Below are 16882 nucleotides of genomic sequence, written 5' to 3'. Positions count from 1 at the left end.
ACGCCGCGCAGCAGCTGCGTCGGGGTGAGGCCCCACTGGGCGCGGCAGATCGCCTGGAGCTGCCGGACGCCGATCCCGGCCGCCGCCGCGATGTCGGACGCGCCGATCGGCCGCCGGTGGTGCGCCTCCACCCATTCGCGGATGAACCCGGCGAGATGGTGCGGGACGCGCCGGGGCGGCTCCGCCAGCTCCGGTGTCGCGGTGTTCGGCAGGCCGAGCAGGACCGCGGTGAGCAGCGACTCCTCCAGGCTGCGCGCCGCGAGGGGGTGCAGGCCCGTCGCCGCGCTGTCGTCGAGGACGGCGCAGACGTGCCGCCACGTCCGCTCGACGACGGACGCGGGCGCGAGGGCCGGGCCGTCCACGCTGTGGAAGCGCAGCGGCGGGTCGTACTCGCGGCCGAGGAAGCCGCCGAGGTGGTCGGCGAGCCGGCCGGTGCTCGTCGCGATCACCAGGCAGCCGTGCCGGGGGTCCGGGGTCAGCCGCATCGCCTCGTCGTGCGAGACGACGAGGCCGCCGCCAGCGGTGGCGCGGCCGCCGGACCGGCGGTACTCCACGCCCATCGGCGCCATCGGCGCGCACAGCGCGAACGCGCCCTCGGTCGGCGGGGTGTCGACGATGACGCCGGCGCCTCCGTAGCGGACCCAGACGAGCTTGACCGCGCCGACGCCGAGCGCGTTGACCAGGCCGTCCAGCGGGCGGGCGGGGTCGCGGGCCTGGAGGTCGTGGCCGACGGCGTACGGCTCGACGGTCCGGTGCAGGACGTCGATGTCGCCGCTGGCGACCCGCCGGTACGGCGACAGCGGCGGCACGTCCCCAGCGCCCGGCGGCGGCCCGGCCTCGGGATCCGGGGGCGGTTCGTCTTCCGCGCCCGGGGGCGGTGCGGCGGGGGCGGTCATGGCGGGCCGTCCGTGGCGGCGGTCAGCGGCAGGACGCCGCGGGCGCGCAGCCGCGGCATCACCTCGGCGGCGAAGTGGCCCAGCTCGCCGGCGTAGTCGAGGAAGGACAGCGCGATCCCGTCGAAGCCCGCGCGGGCGAACGCGGCGATCCCGTCGGCGACGTCGTCGGGGTCGCCGACCAGCGGGCAGCTTCCGTGCCCGGCGGCGAACCGGTCCCGGTAGATCTGCAGCATCTCCGGCGTGAACGACTGGGCGTGCAGGCCCTGCAGGCGCATCACCTCGTCCACCGCCGGCCAGTCGGCGTGCTCATCGGCGTAGTAGCGCAACCAGTCCTCCGCTTCGGCCCGCGTGGGGCGGCACACGACGTGCCCCAGCGTGAAGACGCCGACGTCCCGGCCGTACGACGCGGCCTCCTTGCGGATGGCCGCGACGACCTCCGCACCGTCCTCCGGGCCCGCGACGACCGTGAACGCGCGGTCGGCGTTGCGGGCGGCGAACGACCGGCCCTGCCGGGACGACCCGGCGTTGATCACCGGCAGGCTCCGCCCGTTGTACGGCTTCGGCGCGCCGACGACCCGCCGGAGGTGGAAGTACCGGCCGTCGTGGTCGAAGGGCTCGGGGCTCGACCAGATGCGCCGGACGATGTCCCACCACTCCTGCGCGTAGGCGTACCGGGTGTCGTGGTCGTCCGGGAGCGTGAGGCCGAACATCGCGTACTCGGGGGCGTGCCAGCCCGCGACGATGTTCAGCCCGACCCGTCCCCGGCTGAGGTGGTCGGCGGTCGCGAGCTGCTTGGCGGCGACGATCGGGTGGTGGAACGCGGTGTGGACCGTGGTGAAGACGCGCAGTCGCGTCGTGCTCGCGAGCATTCCGGACGCCCAGACCAGCGGGTCGAGGACGCTCTGGTGGAAGCCGGTATCCGGGCCCCAGTCGGTCCAGCGGGCGACGGGCAGCAGGAAGTCGATCCCGGCCTCGTCGGCGAGGCGGGCGAGGCGCAGATTGTTGTCCCAGGTGGCTCGCCACCTTTCCGGAACCGTGGTTATCGCCAGTCCCGATTCGGTGTTGGGGGAGAACAAGCCAAGCTGGAATCCCATCGAGATTCACCTTCGTCCGGCCTCGTCCGCATGTGTCCGACTTTGCCCAGTATCGGAAGGGCGTCGGCTGCGGGCAATGGCCGCCGGCCGTCATATCGGGATGATCCCGAGCGCGAGCCGGTCGAAGGGGCCGGGCTGTTCGTTCTCCTTGGGATGCCGGCCCTCCGGCGTCGCGTACACGACGATCCGCCCCGAGCCGCCGGACCCGGCGCGGCACCGGTGGATCAGGGCCTGGACGACGTCGGTGAGGTGCCTGCCGCAGGAGTCGCCGGTGCGGGACGCCGCGTCACGGCCCGGAGTCCGGGGACTTCGCGGACTCCGTGCGGGCGCCGGGGCGCCGCCGCCGGTCTCCAGGCGGATCTGGAAGCGGGACGGGCGGCGGCATCCGGGCATGGAGCAGACGTACCGGTCGTCGCCGAGCGGGGAGCGGGCGGGATCGCTGGGCATCGAAGGGCCTTCCGGCGCGGTCGCGAGCGGGTGATGGCGGGTCCCAGGTCACGTATGTCGCGTTTTTCCGGAAAATCGGTGGTCTTCGGTGGGGGTCGGCGGATCTTTCGTCTTTCCGGGGAGGAGAAACGCGAGAACGTGCGCGACCCACTATGCCCGAGCGGTCCTTCGTTCGCAACGCTAACCGGATAGCCGGCCGCGCATTCCGGCTAGCCGGTCCAGGCTATTTATGGCATTTCTACTGATTATTGTGATCCGTCCGGAAATACCGGGAAACCAGTGCGGAGAGCAGCGCCGCGGCGACCATGAACAGCCAGCCGTGCCGGAAGTCCGCCACCGACGGGTGCGCCCCGTTCCCCAGCAGCACGGTCAGCACCGCGACGCCGAGCGCCGAGCTGATCTGCCGCGCCATCATCAGCACCGCCGACCCCAGCGACAGCCGCTCCGCGGGCAGCGACGCCGCCGACCCGAACAGCGGCGGCTGCAGCAGCGCCGTGCTCACCCCGACCAGCACCGCGCCCGGGACGAACATCGCCAGGTACGACGGCTCGCCGGACGCGAACACCGCCCACCAGCCGCAGCCCACCGCGAGCGCCAGCCCGCCCAGCACCGCCGACGCGCGCCCCCCGATCCGGCCGACGATCCGTCCGGAGAACGGCGACATCACCATGCACGACAGCGGGATCGGCGCGATCCCCACGCCCGCCCGGACGACCGGGTAGTGCCACACCCCCGTGAAGTACAGCGTCGCCGCCACCAGCGTCGCCGCGAACACCAGGTAGTAGAGGAAGACCCCGGACACCGCGACCGCGAACGGCCGGTGCCGGAACAGGTCGGGGCCGATCACCGGGTTCGGGTGCCGCCGCATGTGCGCGACCGCCAGCGTCCCGAGCACGGCCGCCGCGACCGCGCACCCGATCGTCCGCGCCGACCCGTACCCCCAGTCCGGCGCCTGGACGAGCAGCGCGGTCAGCGCCGTCGCCGCGCCCAGCACCAGCGCCGACCCGAGCAGGTCGAGCCGCTGCCGCGCCTTGCGCGGCGTGTCCGGCAGCAGCCGCCGGCCGGCCAGGATCGCCGCCGCCGTCACCGGCACGTTGATCAGGAAGATCCAGCGCCAGCCCGCCATCAGCAGCAGCCCGCCGAGCACCGGCCCGCAGCCGCCGCCGAGCGCGGCCACCGCCGTCCAGATCCCCATCACCGTCGGGTGCTCGCGCTTGGGGAACGCGGGCAGCGCCAGCCCGAGCGACGTCGGGACGAGCACCGCGCCCGCCGCCGCCTGGACGACCCGCGCCGCGACCAGCGCGGGCAGGGTCGGCGCCACCGCGCACGCCACCGACGCGGCGCCGAACAGCGCCATGCCGGCGAGGAAGCTCTTCTTGCGGCTCGTGTCGTCGGCGAGCCGCCCCGCCGGGACGAGCAGCGCCGCGAGCACGATCGTGTAGGCGTTCAGCACCCACGACACCTGCGGCAGCGGCGCGCCGTCGAACGTGCGCCGCAGCGCCGGGAACGCGACGCTCACCGCGAACAGGTCGAGGATCGCCAGGAACTGCGCCGTCGACGCGACCGCGAGCACGAGCCACCGCCGCGCTCCCGGTCTCTCGGCTCCTCCGGGGGCCTCTGCCACGTCCTTCCGGGCCGGGACGCTCGCCGGCCGGGCCTTCATCCGTGCGTTCATGCCGTCAATGATCGAGAGCGGCCGAACCGGCCACGAGTGGCAGGATTGACAGCATTCGATAGATTACTGACATGACGCGGAGCCTGGCGATCCTGGTCGTCCCCGGCGCACCGATCTTCGAGGTCGCCATCCCCTGCCAGCTGTTCGGCTCGCCGCCCCCGGCGCACACCGGCCCCTGGTACGACGTGCGGCTCTGCTCGGAGGGCGCGTCCCGGCTGCGCGGCTCGTCCGGCCAGCACGACCTGCCCGGCGCGTTCCAGATCGTCGCCCCGCACGGGCTGGACGCCCTGGAGACGGCCGACACGGTGATCGTCCCGGCGACCGGGAACGTGCTCGACGACCCGTCGCCGCAGGTCGTCGACGCGGTCCGCGCCGCGTACGCCCGCGGCGCCCGCATCGTGTCGCTCTGCTCGGGCGCGTTCGTCCTCGCCGCCGCCGGCCTCCTCGACGGCCGCCGCACCGCGCTGCACTGGAAGCACGCGCCCGTCCTGCGCGACCGGTTCCCGTCCGTCGAGGCCGACACGTCCGTCCTGTACATCGACGACGGCGACCTGCTCACCGGCGCCGGCAACAGCGCCGGCATCGACCTGTGCCTGCACCTCATCCGGCAGGACCTCGGCGCGGACGTCGCCAACGCCGTCGCCCGGCAGATGGTCGTCCCGCCGCACCGCACGGGCGGCCAGGCCCAGTACGTCGAGACGCCGCTGCCGCCGTCCGGCCGCGCCGACGGCCTCGGGCCCGTCCTGCAGTGGGCGCTGGCGCGCCTCGACCGGCCCCTCACCACCGCCGACCTCGCGGCCCGCGCCGGCCTGACCGGCCGCACCCTCATCCGCCGCTTCCACGCCGAGACGGGGACGACCCCGCTGCAATGGCTCCTCGCCCAGCGCGTCATCCGCGCCCGGGAGCTCCTGGAGGAGACCGACCTCTCCATCGACCTCGTCGCCGAGAAATGCGGCCTCGGCACCGCCCCGAACCTCCGCACCCACTTCGCCCGCGAACTCGGCGTCACCCCGAGCGAGTACAGGCGCGCCCACCGCCGCGTCCCGGTCGGCTGATCGACGAATCTTGAACCCCGGCGGCCCTTGCCGCGACGCCGCGGCGCCTATCGTGGCGTCCATGGCCCCATGGGACGACGCGCGGCGCACCGCCCCCGCACCCCGCTACCCGATGACCTTCGCCGCCCGGCACCTCGCGGGCCGCCCGTGAACATCGGCCTGCTGACGTTCAACACCCTCTTCCGAGGCGACTCCCGCGCCCGGATCAAAGCGCTCGCCGGAATCCTGGAGGACTCGTCGTACGACGTGGTCTGCCTTCAGGAAGTGGTCTCCCCGTTCAATCTCGCGGCGCTGCGCGCGGCGACGCCGTCGTACCCGCACATCGCGCACGGCCCGTCCGTCCCGCTCGTCCGCGGCGGCCTCGTCACGCTTTCGCGGCGGCCGATCGTCCGCCGCCATTTCCGCCCGTACCGGTTCACCGGCCGTCCCCGCCTCGAAGGGCTCCTGCGCAAGGGCGCCCTGCTGACCCGCGTCCAGTTGGGGGACGAGCACGTCACCATCGTCAACACCCACCTGACCGCCAACAGGGACAACGACTGGGACCTCACCAACCCCTACACCCGGATAGAGGCCGGCGAACTCGCCCAGCTGGCGGACCTGCTCGCCCATCCCGCCCTGACCGACCCCCTGATCGTCGCGGGCGACCTCAACGTCCCGAGGTCGTCGCCCGTCCTCCGCGACTTCCGCGACGCCACCGGCCTCGCGGACGTCCTGAACGGCGACCCCGCGACCACCTTCCGTCCCACACCGGAACTCAGCCTCGAACCCATCGACCAGATCCTCGCCACCCCGCCGCTGACGGCGACCACGACCCTGGTCTTCAAGGACGAGATCCGCCTCCCGGACGGCCGCGCGAGCCACCTGTCCGACCACTACGGCATAGCCGCCGCCTTCTCCATGTAGCCCCCCACTTTTCCCTTTAGCGAGGCGGTCCCATGGGGCGAGGGGACGGGGCGCCCGGGTTTGGTGCCGGTACCCACAATCGGTGAGGGGAGTTGCTCAGTCCCGGCCATAAACACGGCGCAAGTGGGCTCTTACAGTGAGTGGACCTTAGTGGAACGCTGCCGTTTCGGCAGGTTCGCCCCCACCCCGGAGGCCGTGATGAGACGCTCCCCCCTCCGCGCCGCGGCGGCGCTCGCCGCCGCAGGCGCGCTCGCCGCGACCGCCCTGGCGCCACCGGCCTCGGCCGACACCGTGCCGGGCTCCGTCCCGCCGGACAAGGACCCCTTCTACCAGGCGCCCGGGAACATCGGCAGCTACGCGCCGGGCGCGATCGTCGCCTCCCGCGCCTTCACGCCCAAGGCCGGGAACGTGGCCGACACCGCGAACGCCTGGCAGGTCTCGTACCGCACCAACGACTCGCACGGGACGCCGGAACTCGCGGTCACCTCGGTGCTGGTGCCGAAGAAGGCGTGGACCGGATCGGGCGCGCGGCCGGTCGTGTCGGTGCAGGCCGCCGAGGACTCCACCGGCACGCAGTGCGCCCCGTCCTACGGCCTGGCGTCCGGCGACCTGTTCGCGTCGACCGCCGCCGTCTACGCCGGGCCGATGCTGAGCAAGGGATGGGCGGTCGTCATGCCCGACTTCGAGGGCCCGAAGTCGGTGTTCATGGGAGGTCTCCAGGCCGGGCACGCCGTCCTCGACGGGATCCGCGCCGTGCGGCGGTTCGCGGCCGCGGGGCTCCCCGCGACGGCGAAGTGGGCGCTCGCCGGCTACTCCGGCGGCGCGCAGGCCACCGGCTGGGCGGCGGAGCTCCAGCCGTCCTACGCGCCGGACGTGACGCTCGCCGGGGCGTCGATGGGCGGCATCCCCGCCGACCCGGAGGCCGTGGCGCGGTCGCTGGACGGCGGCGTCTTCTCCGGCTTCGAGGCGGCCGCCGCCGTCAGCCTCGGCGCCGAGTACCCGGAGATGGACATCAACGCGCTGATGAATGACAAGGGCAAGCAGGCGATGGCGGACGCCTCCGGCAAGTGCCTGACGGACCTGCTCACGTCGTTCCCGTTCAAGAAGCTGGCCGACTACAGCACCGTCCCCGACCCGCTGGCGGTGCCGCGCGTCCGGGCCGTGCTGAAGGCCAACACCCTCGGCTCGGCGGCGCCCGCCGTCCCCGTGTTCGACTACCACGCCAACACCGACGAGATCGTCCCCGTCGGGCAGGACGACGCGATGGTGAAGGCGTGGTGCTCGCGCGGTGCGACCGTGCACGTCGTCCGCGACGCCATCGGCGAGCACGCCCTGGAGATGGTCGTGCGGCAGAACGACGCGGTGAACTTCCTGGACGACCGGTTCGCCGGGAAGGCGCCCGTCAACGACTGCTGACCGGCGCGCTGCGAGGGCGGGCCGGCGGCGGCCCGCCCCCGCGGCGTTTCACCAGAGCAGCAGGGCCAGTGCGGCGGCGACCGCGGCGATCAGAACGCCGCCCGCGGCCAGCGGCCCCGCCGTGCGCCCGGCCGGAGACGGCCGCCGCCCGTCGATCGCGGCCGCGCCCGCCCGGTAGCGCACCCCCGCGTAGACCATCCCGGCCACGCCCGTCGCGACCAGGACGATCCCGGCGGCGACGGACCGCGCGCCGCCGTCCTCGACGAGCTTCGCGACCGCGAGGCCGAGCACCATCACCCCGGCCGCCGTCCGCATCCAGGCGAGGAACGTGCGCTCGTTGGCGAGGTGGTCGCGGGCGAGGTCGGGATCGCCGCCGTCCTTCGCGGCGGGTTCCTGCATGGCGGGTCCTCCCAGGGAGAGGCGAGTGGCTCCGCCTCTGTATTCCCGGGTATCCGCAGCTCATGAGCCTGTGAGGGAAACGGGACGACAAGCCGGTACCCGACGGCCGACCACGGACTGGCTCGGCGAGCACGAGATCACGGCCACGCGGCAATGCGCGGACGAACGGCACAGGGCTACGCGAACACTTCCTGAGCGCGTATTCGCTTTACCGGCGCCTGACTGCGATTCCTGTCGCCGTTGACTATTCTCGGTGGCCCGGTGCCGGTGCTCAGGAGGGATATCCCGTGACCAGTGTCCGCGAATCGATCGGCCGGACATTCGACGAGGTATGGCGGCGGACCAGCGGCCGTCTCGACGGCCTCACCGACGACGAGTACCTGTGGGAGCCCGCCCCGGACGGCTGGACGATCCGCCCGGACGCCGCGGGCCGCTGGCTCATCGACGCCGAGGGCGGTGGGGGTCCCGCCCCCGATCCGGTCCCGATCGCGACCCTCGCCTGGCGCATCGGCCATATCGGCCTGACCTTCATCGACTACGGGACCCGGCTTTTCCAGGGCCGCAACATCACGCTCGACGAGGTCGAATTCTCCGGAACGGCCGCGGGCGGGCTCCGGTTCCTCGAGACGGCCTTTCGCGTCCATTGGCGCGAGCCTTTCGAGGCGATGACCGAGGAACGGCTGTGGGAGCCGTCCGGCCCCGCCTTCTTCGGCTACGCCGACTACCCGGCGATCGACACGGCCCTGCACGTGCTGGACGAGTTCACCCACCACTCGGCCGAGCTCGGCGTCCTGCGGGACCTCTACCCGCACCGGCCCTGAACAGCCCGGAACAGGCGCGTCGGCCCTATTGACACATGATCTCTTAGCCCGGTTGGATCGCTCCATACTCGCGAGTAGCCCGGACCGCCGGTCCGGTCGTCTCGGCACGCCCCCCGCCGCGGTTCCACCCCCAGCGAGAGGATCCCTGTGTCGTCCCTGATGAAGCGGCTGGCCGTGCTGTCCCTGTCGGCGGGACTCGCCGCCACCGCCCTGTCCGCCGCGTCCGCCGCGTCCGCGCAGGCCGCCCCGAAGCCGCGCGCCCAGGCGGCCACGCCCGCCGACGCGCCGCCCGCCTCGCTGGACCTGTCGGACTGCCCCGACGTCCTGCCGGTCGGCGCCGACCCCGCGGACTGGTACTGCAACGTGCTGGTGACCAGCGGCGGCAGCATGAAGATCGGCAACATCGACCAGCAGATCACCGCGCCGATGCGGATCACCCTGCTGGCCGGCACCGACCCGAAGACCGGGGCGGAGATCTCCAAGTTCGTGAAGATGCGCAGCACGGCGATGCCGGTGGCGGGCGGCGCCCTCGGCATCCCCGGCACCGAGAAGATCCCGCTGTTCGCGCTGAAGGTGAAGCCCCAGTACGCCGGGAAGATCGACCTCGACATCGTCAACCGCAAGACCCGGCTCGACCTGAAGATCAAGCTGATCAACCAGCTGCTCGGCGACAACTGCTTCGTCGGCTCCGCCACCGCGCCGATCTCCCTCGACCTCGACCTGGCGGACATCACCGCGGCCCCGGGCCCGGACGGCACGTTCTGGGTCAAGATCAACGCCACCGACGACACGTTCGCCGTGCCGAAGACCAACGGCTGCGGTCTCACCGCGCCGATCGCGGACTTCCGCGGCGGCCTCCCGTCGGCCTCCGGGAAGAACCACGCGCAGCTCACCTCGTACTTCGGCGGCAAGCAGTACTCGGAGATGTACCCGAAGATGGCCGTCCGCACGAAGTGACGCCCGTCCGCTGACGGCGGGCCCGCGCCACGCTCCCGGCGCAGGCCCGCTGAGCCGTGCCGGAACCCTGCGGGGGTGTCGTGCGTTGCCGGGGAGACGTAAGCGTATGCCGTACTCCTACGAAGGGGCACTCCCATGGCGATCCGTTCGGCGCGCGACCTGAGCGACTTCCTCATCGGCTACACCCGGGACATGGCCGTCTCCGACGAGGAGCCGGGCGCGATCCTCGACCGGTACTTCGTGCCGGACTTCGCGTACTGCAACGACGGGCTCGTGATCGACCGGCGGCGGATGATCGACCACGCCCGGCCGGTCCGCAGGAACGTCGACCGCGAGGCGATGGCCGCCGCCGGCCGGGCGGGCCTGGAGGTCCACGAGGCGCTGGTCTCCGGCGACCGGTTCGCGGCGCGGTACACGCTCCGCACCCGGATGCGGAAGGGCGCGACGTTCGCGGCGGAGATCTACATGTTCGGGCGGCTGGCGCCTGACGGCCGCATCGAGCGGGTCGACCAGGTCACGCGGGAGCTCGGGGAAAATTAGATCAGAAACTTAAATAAGTGGGTGATATATTCGCCGGGTCCGCTCGACCGGCCGCAGGAGGCGACGATGACCAGCCCGTTCCCGCTGGAACCGGAACCGATCCATGTGCCCGACGGCGTGCTCGACGACCTGCGGCAGCGGCTGGCGCTGACGCGCTGGCCGGACGACGCCGGCAACGACGACGGCTACTACGGCGTGAAGCGCTCCTACCTCCAGGGGCTCGTCGAGTACTGGCGGGACGGGTACGACTGGCGCAAGGCCGAGGCCGCCATCAACGCCTACGAGCACTACCGCGTGGACGTCGAGGGCGTGCCGGTGCACTTCATGCGCCGGCCGGGCGTCGGCCCGAACCCGACGCCGCTGATCCTCACCCACGGCTGGCCCTGGACGTTCTGGCACTGGGCCAAGGTCGTCGACCCGCTGGCGGATCCGGGGGCGCACGGCGGCGATCCCGCCGAGGCGTTCGACGTGATCGTCCCGTCGTTCCCGGGGTTCGGGTTCTCCGGCCCGCTGCCGGACCACCCGGACATGAACTTCTGGAAGGTCGCCGACCTCTGGCACGTCCTGATGACCCGGACGCTCGGGTACGAGCGGTACGCGGCGGCGGGCTGCGACGTCGGCGCCATGGTCACCGGCCAGCTCGGGCACAAGTACGCCGGCGAGCTGCACGGGATCCACATCGGCTCCGGCCAGATGCTCACCCTGTTCAACGGCGACCGGGGGTGGGACATCACGGGCGGGCGGCCCCTCCCGGACGGCCCGCCCGGCATCCGGGAGCGCGCCATGGAGATGGAGCGGCGGTTCGCCGTGCATCTCGTGGCGCACATGCTGGAGCCGTCCACGCTGGCGTACGGGCTGTCCGACTCGCCCGCCGGGATGCTCGCCTGGATCCTGCAGCGGTGGACGCGGTGGAGCGACGACGGCGGCGACATCGAGACGGTGTTCGCCCGGGACGACCTGCTCACCCACGCGATGATCTTCTGGGTGACCAACTCGATCGGCACGTCCGTCCGGACGTACGCCAACAACAACCGGTACCCGTGGACGCCGTCGCACGACCGGTGGCCCGTGGTCGAGGCACCGACCGGCATCACGTTCGTCGCCTACGAGAACCCGCCGGGCGTCACCACCGAGCGGCGGGTCGAGCAGTTCGTCGAGAGCAGCCGCGGCGCCTGGTACAACCACGTCAACCTCACGGCCCACGACCGCGGCGGCCACTTCATCCCGTGGGAGATCCCCGAGGAGTGGGTCGCCGACCTCCGCCGCACGTTCCGCGGCCGCCGCTGACCCGGTAGATCACCCCGTACCGATCGATCACGGACTCGTGAGCCCTGTGGCGGGGCCCGGTTTCGGCCGGGCCCCGCTCACAGCGGCTTGCGGGCCTCGAAGAGGGACCGGGACGAGTGCGCGACGAACGGCCCGTCGCGCCTGATCCGCTCGTCCAGCTCCCGGAGCCGGTCGCGGTGGCGCTCGACGGTGAAGCCGGGAACGATCCAGATCACCTTGCGCAGGAAGTACACGACCGCGCCGATGTCGAAGAACTCCATGCGGAGCCGCTCCGTGCGCAGGTCGACGACGTCGAGGCCGGCGGCGCGGGCGTCCGCGCTCTCGATCTCGGGGTCGCGCTTGGCGCGCGCCTCGGGCTGCGGGCCGAGGAAGTACTCGGTCACCTCGAAGACGCTGGCGGGGCCGACGTGCTGGGCGAGGTAGGTGCCGCCGGGCGCGAGGACCCGGGCGATCTCGCCCCACTCGACGACGGCGGGATGGCGGCTGGTGACCAGGTCGAAGGCGCCGTCGGCGAACGGCAGCGGCGGCTCCTCGGGGTGGACGACCACGGCGGTGCCCCGGGGGTGCAGCAGCCGGGTCGCCTTGGCGACGTTCGGCGGCCACGCCTCGGTCGCGACCATCGTCGGCGGGAACGCCGGGGCCTCGGCGAGCACCTCGCCGCCGCCGGTCTGCAGGTCCAGCGCGGCGGTGGCGTGCGCGAGCCGCCCGCTCATCAGCCGCTGATACCCCCACGAGGGCCGCTGCTCGGTCGCCCGGCCGGCCAGCCAGGAGAAGTCCCAGCCGTCGACGGGTGCGGCGGCGGCCTCGTCCACCAGGTCATCGAACGTGCGGTCCATGAGGCCATGCTCGCAGCCGGGTCAACCGGTTTGTTCGGGCCCGTCCCGCCGGACCCGCCCGGCCACCTCGACGAGGCCGCCGGGCCGCGGCATCGTCATGATCTGGGAGCCGCGCCCCTGGGTGACGACGAGCGGGCGGCCGAGCCGGGCCGTGAGCAGCAGCGCGGCGGCGCCGGTCGCCTCGTCCTCGTCGATGCCGTCGCCGCGGCCGGGGAAGCCGCGGGCGCGGACCCGGCCGGACGGCTCGTCCTGCCACGCCCACGCGTAGATCCACTCGCCGGGCGGCGGGACGGGGAGCGCGTCGACCACCCCGGCGGACCCGTACTCGCGCAGCGTGCGGCCGGGCGCCCACTCGGGCCGCCCGGCGATCCAGGTGAGGTCGCCGTCGCGCCGGACGTCCACCAGGCCCGCCGCCGTGACCAGGGCCGGCACGCCGAGCAGCCAGGCGGCGCCGACGCACGGATGCCCTGCGAACGGCAGCCGGGCGGACGGCGTGTAGATGTCGATGGCGCCGCGCGCGGCGTCGTCGATGAAGATCGTCTCGCTGAAGCCGAGCTCCCCGGCGACCGCCTGGCGGCGCTCCTCGCCGGGCACGGCGGCGCCGTCGCGGACGACCCCGAGCGGGTTGCCGTGCGCGCCGTCCGGTCCGCAGAAGACGCGCAGCACCTCATGGTCGATCATCCGGCCAGTCAACCACGCTGCGGCTACAACCGGCCGTTGTCGATCCGGCCGGACGGCTGTTGGACGCCGCGTTCCGGCGTGCGGTGGGATGTCCGCCGTGAACGCGAGCATGCAGGCCCTTCTGGTGATGGACGTCCAGCGCGTCGTGGTGGCGCAGCTCGGGGACCGGGCGGACCGGTACCTCGCCCGGCTGGCGGAGACGGTGGCGGCGGCCCGCGCGGCGGGCGTCCCGGTGATCCACGTCCGGGTCGTGCACCGCGACGGGCATCCCGAGATCGGGCCGCTGAACAAGCCGTTCCGGGGGCTGGCCGGCACGGACGTCATCACCGAGTCGAACCCGGAGAGCGGGATCCATCCGGCGGTGGCGCCGCTGCCCGGCGAGCCCGTCCTCGACAAGCGCTTCTTCAGCCCGTTCGCCGGCACGGACCTGGACGCGCTGCTCCGCGCGCGCGGAGCCGGGACGCTCGTGCTGACCGGCCTGGCGACCAGCGGCGTCGTCATCAGCGCCCTGCGGGACGCGACGGAGCGGCAGTACGCGCAGATCGTCCTGTCGGACGGGTGCGACGACGCCGACGAGGAGACGCACCGGTTCCTGGTCGAGCGGTTCTTCCCGCGCGAGGCCGACGTCATGACGAGCGCGGAGTGGGTCGCCGGCCTCGGCGGTCAGTGACCCATCACCAGGAAGACGACGCCGGCGACCACGTGCGCGACCACGGTCACCACGAGCATGACCATGAACAGGTACTTGGCGGTCGGATGGTCGAACTGCGAGCCCTTCCGGGCGGTCTGCGCCGAGCGGTCCTGGGCCTGCTGCTCCAGTTCGTCCAGGGACGGCAGGAAGGACGGCCGTCGGAGCGCCATGCGTTCCCCTCTCAGCCCATGACGGCGAACAGGACGCCGCCGATGACGTGTGCGGCCACGGTGACCGCCAGCAGCCCGACGAACAGGTACTTGGCGGTGGGGTGGTCGAACTGGCCGCCGCCGCGGGGGCGGGGTCCGAGCTCGGCCTGGCGGCGGGCGATGCGCTCTTCCAGGGGTGCCCTGCGGAACATGCGTCCTCCGTTGCCTCGCCAACCGTTGGTGTACAAAACGTTGCGGTAGTAACCTTTATAGCCGAAGCCCCCGGCGAGTGGAGGAACCGTGGCACGTGATCTGGACGACGTCCCCGTCCCCGACCCGCTGGCGCTGGAGAACCAGGTCTGCTTCGCGCTGGTGGTGGCGTCGCGCAGCGTGCTCGCGCTCTACCGCCCCATCCTGGAGCCGATGGGGCTGACGCATCCGCAGTACCTGGTGATGCTGGCGCTCTGGGAGCACGAGCAGCTGTCGGTCAAGGAGCTGAGCCGGCTGCTGCAGCTCGACCCGGGTACGCTGTCGCCGCTGCTCAAGCGGCTGGAGTCCGCCGACCTCATCCGCCGCCAGCGCGACAGCCGCGACGAGCGGCTGCTCGCCGTCACCGTCACCGAGAGCGGCCGGGCCCTCCGCGAGCAGGCGGAGAAGATCCCGGCCACGATCATGGACAGGCTCGGCATGGGCCTCGACGAGCTGGAGGACCTGCACGGCACCCTCACCCGCGTCATCGCCGCCGCCACCCGCGCCGCCCCGTGACGCCGCGACCCGGTCAGGGCGCCGCGGCGCCCCAGTCCCACAGGGCCTGCAGCACCGGCCCGAGGCGCCGCCCCCTCTCGGTGAGGCTGTAGCGGGTGCGCGGCGGCACGCCCGGCTCGCGGTGCCGCTCGGCCACCCCGGCGCGGACGAGGTGGGCGAGCCGGTCGGCGAGCACCTTGTCCGACAGCGCGGGCAGCGCGTCCCGGAGCGCGGTGAAGGAGCGGTCGCCGCGGAGCAGCTCGCGGATCACCAGCGTCGTCCACCGCCCGCGCAGCGCGTCGAGGGCGATCTCCACCGGGCAGGACGGGCTCGGCGCGGCGGCGTCCGCGCGGGGATCGGCGGGCAGTCCCGGGCGACTGACCGTTTGGTGAGCCATGAACGGGCCTCCTAGCGTTGCCGCGTCTCAACGATCTTGTCTACCGGAAGGATCACCATGCGGCGTTCGGCGACGCGTCCCGAGGACGTCCCCCGGGTGTTCGAGGAGCGGTTCAACAGCGGGGACACCGCGGCGGTGGCGGAACTCTACGAGGACGGGGCGGTGTTCGTGCCCGAGCCCGGGTCCGGCCTGCGCGGCGCGGAGGCCCGCGCCGCCAACGAGCGGTTCGTGGCCCTCGGGGTGCCGATCGAGGTCACGCCGCGGCACGTCTACGCGGCGGGCGACGTCGCGCTGCTGATCGTCGACTGGGTGATCGACGGCACCGGCCCGGACGGCGCCCCGGTCCGCATCGAGGGCACCGCGACGGACGTGGCCCGGCGCGGCGCGGACGGCTGCTGGCGGTACGCCGTCGACAACCCGTTCGGGGTCGCCGGGCTGGGATGATCCGGGCATGCGGTTCGGAATCCTGGGCGAGACCCGGGCGTGGCGGGACGGCGGCGAGGAGGTGCCGCTCGGCGGCCCGGCCCGGCGGGCGCTGCTGGCGCTGCTGCTCGTCCGCCCGGGCGCGGCGGTGCCGGCGGACCGGCTGGCGGAGGGCGGGACGGCGGGCCACGCGCTGCACTCCCAGGTGTCGCGGCTGCGGGCGGCGCTCGGCGCGGGCGCGGCGATCGAGCGGGCCGGCGGCGGGTACCGGATCGCGGTCGAACCCGGCGACGTGGACGCGGGACGGTTCGAACGCCTCGCGGACGAGGGACGCGCCGCGCTGCGCGACGGCGATCCCGAACGGGCGGCCGCGCTCCTCGGCGAGGCGCTGGCCCTGTGGCGCGGGCCGGCGCTCGCCGACGTGCAGCGGGCCGAGACCGAGGCGGCGCGGCTCGACGAGCGGCGGCTCGCCGCCCTCGAAGACCGGATCGAGGCCGACGTGTGCCGGGGCCGCCATCGCGACGTCGTGCCCGAGCTGCGGGAACTCCTCGGACGGCATCCGCTGCGCGAGCGGCTCGCCGGGCTGCTGATGCGGGCGCTGCGGGACGGCGGCGGCCGGGCCGAGGCGCTCCTGGTGTTCGAGGAGACGCGGCGGCGCCTCGCCGACGAGCTCGGCACGGACCCGTCCGGGGACCTCGCCGCCCTGCACCGGGACCTGCTGCGCGGCGATCCCGCTCCGGCGCCGGTGCGGCCGCCCGCGCCGCTGACCGCGCTCATCGGCCGTGACGGCGACGTCGAAGGCGTCGCCGACCTGCTCGGTTCCGCGCGGCTGGTGACGCTGACCGGGCCCGGCGGGGTCGGGAAGACGCGGCTGGCCGTCGAGGTGGCGGGCCGGACCGGCGGCCGCGGCGCGGCCGGGCCGGCGTGCTTCGCCGAGCTGGCGCCGCTGCGGGACGGCGCGTCGCTGCCCCGCGCGCTGCTCGGCGCGCTCGGCCTGCGCGAGTCGGGCCTCCAGACCCCGGACGCCGCGAAGGCCCCGGAGGAGCGGCTCGTCGCGGCGCTCGCCGACCGGCCACTGCTGCTCGTCCTGGACAACTGCGAGCACATCGTGGACGCGGTCGCCGCGCTCGCCGCGCGGCTGCTCGCCGCGTGCCCGGACCTGCGCGTCCTCGCGACGAGCCGCGAACCGCTCGGCATCACCGGCGAGCACCTGTGGCCCGTCCGCCCGCTGGACGGCGACGCGGCCGTCCGGCTGTTCACCGCGCGGGCGTCGGCGGTGCGGCGCGGGTTCGCGGCGGACCCGCGGGCCGTCCGGCGGATCTGCGCGGCGCTCGACGACCTGCCGCTCGCGATCGAGCTGGCGGCGGCGCGGCTGCGCACCATGGACGTCGCCGACCTCGCGGGACGGCTCGACGACCGGCTCGGCGTCCCGGCGCGCGGCCCCCGCACCGCCGACGAGCGGCACCGGACG

General features: G+C 73.7%; 21 protein-coding genes. 11 read left to right on the top strand and 10 right to left on the bottom strand.

Features of this window, described 5'->3' with window-relative positions; all coding sequences use genetic code 11:
- The 4 genes from ABZ914_RS28455 to ABZ914_RS28440 form a co-directional block, all read right to left on the bottom strand.
- The coding region (locus ABZ914_RS28455; RefSeq protein WP_500196931.1) for an AraC-like ligand-binding domain-containing protein at positions 1–896 on the bottom strand (896 nt) is incomplete at its 3' end.
- On the bottom strand, positions 893–1990 hold the full coding sequence (locus ABZ914_RS28450; protein WP_500196929.1) for an LLM class flavin-dependent oxidoreductase: 1098 nt from the start codon (positions 1988–1990) through the stop codon (positions 893–895). The genes ABZ914_RS28455 and ABZ914_RS28450, both read right to left, overlap by 4 nt.
- 90 nt (positions 1991–2080) lie before the next feature.
- On the bottom strand, positions 2081–2437 hold the full coding sequence (locus ABZ914_RS28445) for a hypothetical protein (protein WP_190856115.1): 357 nt from the start codon (positions 2435–2437) through the stop codon (positions 2081–2083).
- Positions 2438–2675: 238 nt separating this feature from the next.
- Positions 2676–4112 carry an MFS transporter gene (locus ABZ914_RS28440; RefSeq protein WP_500196927.1) on the bottom strand — a complete coding sequence of 479 codons (1437 nt, stop codon included), beginning with the start codon at positions 4110–4112 and terminating at the stop codon, positions 2676–2678.
- A gap of 71 nt (positions 4113–4183) precedes the next feature.
- Between ABZ914_RS28440 and ABZ914_RS28435 the strand changes: the two genes are divergently transcribed.
- The 3 genes from ABZ914_RS28435 to ABZ914_RS28425 all read left to right on the top strand — a co-directional run bounded on the left by ABZ914_RS28435 (position 4184) and on the right by ABZ914_RS28425 (position 7486).
- Positions 4184–5167, top strand: coding sequence for a GlxA family transcriptional regulator (locus tag ABZ914_RS28435; RefSeq protein WP_500196926.1), 984 nt, complete (start codon positions 4184–4186; stop codon positions 5165–5167).
- 147 nt (positions 5168–5314) lie between these two features.
- Positions 5315–6070, top strand: coding sequence for an endonuclease/exonuclease/phosphatase family protein (locus ABZ914_RS28430; protein ID WP_500196925.1), 756 nt, complete (start codon positions 5315–5317; stop codon positions 6068–6070).
- A 198-nt stretch (positions 6071–6268) separates the two neighbouring features.
- Positions 6269–7486, top strand: a complete 1218-nt coding sequence (locus tag ABZ914_RS28425; protein WP_500196923.1) for a lipase family protein — start codon at positions 6269–6271, stop codon at positions 7484–7486.
- A gap of 48 nt (positions 7487–7534) precedes the next feature.
- On the opposite strand, the gene ABZ914_RS28420 is transcribed toward ABZ914_RS28425, so the two are convergent.
- Positions 7535–7885 (bottom strand): YidH family protein, encoded by a 351-nt coding sequence (locus ABZ914_RS28420; protein WP_190856119.1) that lies wholly within the window; start codon positions 7883–7885, stop codon positions 7535–7537.
- A gap of 287 nt (positions 7886–8172) precedes the next feature.
- Between ABZ914_RS28420 and ABZ914_RS28415 the strand changes: the two genes are divergently transcribed.
- The 4 genes from ABZ914_RS28415 to ABZ914_RS28400 all read left to right on the top strand — a co-directional run bounded on the left by ABZ914_RS28415 (position 8173) and on the right by ABZ914_RS28400 (position 11490).
- Positions 8173–8706 (top strand): DinB family protein, encoded by a 534-nt coding sequence (locus ABZ914_RS28415; protein ID WP_500196921.1) that lies wholly within the window; start codon positions 8173–8175, stop codon positions 8704–8706.
- Positions 8707–8853: 147 nt separating this feature from the next.
- Positions 8854–9663, top strand: a complete 810-nt coding sequence (locus ABZ914_RS28410) for a hypothetical protein (protein WP_500196920.1) — start codon at positions 8854–8856, stop codon at positions 9661–9663.
- A gap of 135 nt (positions 9664–9798) precedes the next feature.
- Positions 9799–10203 carry a nuclear transport factor 2 family protein gene (locus tag ABZ914_RS28405; RefSeq protein ID WP_500196918.1) on the top strand — a complete coding sequence of 135 codons (405 nt, stop codon included), beginning with the start codon at positions 9799–9801 and terminating at the stop codon, positions 10201–10203.
- A 66-nt stretch (positions 10204–10269) separates the two neighbouring features.
- Positions 10270–11490 carry an epoxide hydrolase family protein gene (locus tag ABZ914_RS28400; protein ID WP_500196916.1) on the top strand — a complete coding sequence of 407 codons (1221 nt, stop codon included), beginning with the start codon at positions 10270–10272 and terminating at the stop codon, positions 11488–11490.
- A gap of 77 nt (positions 11491–11567) precedes the next feature.
- Here ABZ914_RS28400 and ABZ914_RS28395 read toward each other — a convergent pair whose 3' ends face one another.
- Entirely contained in the window at positions 11568–12326 is a 759-nt protein-coding gene (locus ABZ914_RS28395) for a class I SAM-dependent methyltransferase (RefSeq protein WP_500196915.1), read from the bottom strand.
- A gap of 21 nt (positions 12327–12347) precedes the next feature.
- Positions 12348–13007 carry a PhzF family phenazine biosynthesis protein gene (locus ABZ914_RS28390; protein ID WP_500196913.1) on the bottom strand — a complete coding sequence of 220 codons (660 nt, stop codon included), beginning with the start codon at positions 13005–13007 and terminating at the stop codon, positions 12348–12350.
- A 97-nt stretch (positions 13008–13104) separates the two neighbouring features.
- Here ABZ914_RS28390 and ABZ914_RS28385 point away from each other — a divergent pair, with 97 nt between their 5' ends.
- The gene (locus tag ABZ914_RS28385) at positions 13105–13677 is read left to right on the top strand and encodes a cysteine hydrolase family protein (RefSeq protein ID WP_500196911.1); all 573 of its coding nucleotides are present in this window, start codon (positions 13105–13107) and stop codon (positions 13675–13677) included.
- Here the strand turns inward: ABZ914_RS28385 and ABZ914_RS28380 are convergent.
- Both ABZ914_RS28380 and ABZ914_RS28375 read right to left on the bottom strand, forming a co-directional pair.
- Positions 13671–13868 carry a hypothetical protein gene (locus ABZ914_RS28380; RefSeq protein ID WP_500196910.1) on the bottom strand — a complete coding sequence of 66 codons (198 nt, stop codon included), beginning with the start codon at positions 13866–13868 and terminating at the stop codon, positions 13671–13673. The genes ABZ914_RS28385 and ABZ914_RS28380 overlap by 7 nt on opposite strands.
- An 11-nt stretch (positions 13869–13879) precedes the next feature.
- Positions 13880–14059: a hypothetical protein gene (locus ABZ914_RS28375; RefSeq protein ID WP_190856127.1), complete on the bottom strand. Its 180-nt coding sequence runs from the start codon at positions 14057–14059 to the stop codon at positions 13880–13882.
- 88 nt (positions 14060–14147) lie between these two features.
- On the opposite strand from ABZ914_RS28375, the gene ABZ914_RS28370 reads away from it, so the two are divergent.
- A complete protein-coding gene (locus tag ABZ914_RS28370; protein WP_500196907.1) occupies positions 14148–14612 on the top strand; it encodes a MarR family winged helix-turn-helix transcriptional regulator in 465 nt (154 codons plus the stop codon).
- A gap of 13 nt (positions 14613–14625) precedes the next feature.
- Here ABZ914_RS28370 and ABZ914_RS28365 read toward each other — a convergent pair whose 3' ends face one another.
- Positions 14626–14988 carry a winged helix-turn-helix transcriptional regulator gene (locus tag ABZ914_RS28365; RefSeq protein ID WP_433242157.1) on the bottom strand — a complete coding sequence of 121 codons (363 nt, stop codon included), beginning with the start codon at positions 14986–14988 and terminating at the stop codon, positions 14626–14628.
- Between the two features lie 57 nt (positions 14989–15045).
- Between ABZ914_RS28365 and ABZ914_RS28360 the strand changes: the two genes are divergently transcribed.
- Positions 15046–15432 (top strand): YybH family protein, encoded by a 387-nt coding sequence (locus ABZ914_RS28360; RefSeq protein ID WP_190856129.1) that lies wholly within the window; start codon positions 15046–15048, stop codon positions 15430–15432.
- Positions 15433–15439: 7 nt separating this feature from the next.
- The coding region (locus ABZ914_RS28355) for an ATP-binding protein (RefSeq protein WP_500196905.1) at positions 15440–16882 on the top strand (1443 nt) is incomplete at its 3' end.

The organism is Spirillospora sp. NPDC046719 (assembly GCF_040645715.1).
Lineage (GTDB): Bacteria > Actinomycetota > Actinomycetes > Streptosporangiales > Streptosporangiaceae > Spirillospora.
The sequence above is the reverse complement of the archived record's forward strand: the minus strand, read 5'-3'. Positions and strand labels throughout refer to the sequence as shown.